General features: G+C 39.9%; 5 protein-coding genes. All 5 read left to right on the forward strand.

Features of this window, described 5'->3' with window-relative positions; translation table 11 throughout:
* Positions 1–232: 232 nt before the first annotated feature.
* Complete coding sequence (locus tag PX481_RS06415; RefSeq protein WP_288094035.1) at positions 233–1,009, forward strand: formylglycine-generating enzyme family protein; 777 nt, start codon at positions 233–235, stop codon at positions 1,007–1,009.
* A gap of 207 nt (positions 1,010–1,216) precedes the next feature.
* Positions 1,217–1,372 carry a DUF6888 family protein gene (locus PX481_RS30060; protein WP_373276130.1) on the forward strand — a complete coding sequence of 52 codons (156 nt, stop codon included), beginning with the start codon at positions 1,217–1,219 and terminating at the stop codon, positions 1,370–1,372.
* A complete protein-coding gene (locus PX481_RS06420; protein ID WP_002758886.1) occupies positions 1,356–1,559 on the forward strand; it encodes a DUF6887 family protein in 204 nt (67 codons plus the stop codon). Before PX481_RS30060 ends, PX481_RS06420 begins: the two co-directional genes overlap by 17 nt.
* A 144-nt stretch (positions 1,560–1,703) precedes the next feature.
* Entirely contained in the window at positions 1,704–2,120 is a 417-nt protein-coding gene (locus tag PX481_RS06425; RefSeq protein ID WP_002758888.1) for an element excision factor XisH family protein, read from the forward strand.
* A complete protein-coding gene (locus PX481_RS06430; protein ID WP_002758889.1) occupies positions 2,108–2,443 on the forward strand; it encodes a XisI protein in 336 nt (111 codons plus the stop codon). The genes PX481_RS06425 and PX481_RS06430 overlap by 13 nt, the downstream gene beginning before the upstream one ends.
* Positions 2,444–2,590 lie beyond the last annotated feature (147 nt).

Below are 2,590 nucleotides of genomic sequence, written 5' to 3' on the forward strand. Positions count from 1 at the left end.
AAGCGATCGTTCAAGCCTTTAGTCAGATTACATTGCGAGACATCCATCACTGGTTTACCCATTGTTGCTATTGCGATACCCCTTTTAAAGAGCCTACCTAGTCATCCATGCTGTACCTCATTCAACTGAAACCCGCTATAAGCAAGGAAAAATTGCCCTCTCAATCATCGCAGAAAACGAACTACCAGCCACAGTAATCGAAGAGTTAGAAGACGGAATAAACCTAGAAATAGTGGAAGTTCCCGGCGGTGAGTTTTGGCTGGGTTCTTCTGAAGGAGAGGAAGGAGTATATTCAGATGAACGCCCGCAACACAAGGTCAAGATTTCTCCCTTTCTGATGGGCAAATATCCGATAACGCAGGCGCAGTGGCGAGCAGTGGCTTCTTTGCCTAAAGTTGAACGGGATCTCAACCCAGAACCTTCATACTATAAAGGGTATAGCCGCCGACCAGTAGAATGTATTAGTTGGTATGAAGCAGTGGAATTTTGTGAGAGACTATCACGCTGGTCAGAGGAAAAAGGAAAAGGCTATCAATACCGTTTACCCAGTGAGGCAGAGTGGGAATACGCCTGTAGGTCAGTTATCAGTTATCAGTTATCAGTTATCAGTGAAGAATCAATTCAAAATCCGATTTATCCGCCCTATCATTTTGGTTGGAAAATTGACCCCGCTTTGGCAAATTACGAGCAAACCGCTCCTGCAAGGACGACGGCCGTAGGCAGGTTTCAAATCGTGAATGCCTTTGGACTTTATGATATGCACGGGAACGTCTGGGAATGGTGTTCAGATGATTGGCATGATAATTATGAAGGCATACCAACAGATGGCTGGGCGGGGTTAAGTGGAAAAAATTCTCAATATAAGTTGATGCGGGGCGGTTCGTGGACTGTCAAACAGGAAAGCTGCCGTTGTGCCGTCCGCAGCAAGAACACTCCCGATTATAACTACTACAACATCGGGCTGCGGGTAGTTGCGTCGTCGAGGACGGTTTATTCAGTTAACAGTTAACAGTTAACTGTTAAGTAGTCGTGCAAAATAAATTTCCTAGTGAAGATAGGCAAAAGGCAAAAGGCAAGAGGCAAGAGGTGGTTAGATATGTGTAATTAATTTTGCTTAGGTACTTAACTGTTATGCTTGTGCCGCTGTTTCAATCCAGTATTATGCTATACTTATTACAAGTATAAACTCGTAAATTGGAGGAAAAAGCCATCAATAATGATACCCACTCCCGAACAGATGCTTACTTGCCTTAGAATGTGTCAAACCCTGTATAACTTCTATACCGATATTCATCTATTTCGGTATGATGAAAATAGTAATGTGAGCATCTTGCTCACTAATGTGGAGTTTGAAGATGAATCATCAACCTGATTTTTACCAAATGTCTCGCCCAGAATTAAGAAAATATGTCCTCTCCCATCGAGAAGATGATGAAGCCCTAAGAATTTATATGGATAGAATGCGAACTGAATCAGGTGTAACTAGATTTACCCTTACTCCTAGTCAAGAAGACATGAAGAAATTAGAAGAATTTCTCAAGGCAAAAATGGATAAATAAAATCAATTTAACTTGCTTGTATCAAGGTTCTGCCTTAATGTATGCTTCAGGTAGAAACTGGGAACGAGATGAAAAAGACGAATCACCGATTCTTCAACAGTACCAAAATCGCTGCATCTCTAATAATCATCAGTTATAATAAAAATGCCAGCAAAAGATATTTATCATGATACCGTGAGAACTGCCTTAGACAAAGATGGCTGGACAATTACCCATGACCCCCTAATTATTCGCTGGGGAAAAAGAGATTTATATATTGACTTGGGAGCAGAAAAAATTATTGCCGCCGAAAAAGACAATCAAAAAATTGCCATTGAAATTAAAAGTTTTGTTGGCAAATCATCTATCGACGACTTAGAAAAAGCATTAGGACAATATATTTTATACTATGATTTATTGACAAAACTAAAATCTGAAAGAACTTTATATTTAGCAATTCATCAACAAGCTTTTGCCGATATTTTTGAAGATCCTATTGGTCAAGTTTTATTAGACAACAAACGATTAAAATTATTAATTTTTGACGAAATTGAGGAGGTTATTTTAAGATGGATAGGTTAGAAAATATGAGAAAAATTATTATTGAATCTCTCCGTTATTATGCAAACTTGCGCTATGCTACTGGAGAGGTAAACCGCCTCCTCATTATTGACAAAGACTCTGATAACTATCTAATTCTCTTAGAAGGTTGGGATAACCGAGAAAGAGTACATGGCTGTTTACTGCATTTACAAATTATTAATGGTAAAATCTGGATACAACGAGACGGAACCGAAGACGGTATTGCCACTGATTTATTAGCCGCTGGTATTCCTAAAGAGCAAATTGTCCTTGCCTTTAAACCCGAACATATTCGACCCTATACTGAATTTGCTGTAAAATAAGCTATAGATTGACATCCTCGCCGCCGTAAAACGGACGGCGATTCCCAAACCTCACGATTTAGGTTTCTGCTTCTTTCCCTTGCGGGGTTCCGCACCTGCCTTAACAGATTTACTCTGTTCTGGTCTTATGGTCGCTCTACAGACTGA

The sequence above is a fragment of the Microcystis sp. M53603_WE2 genome (genome assembly GCF_030065435.1).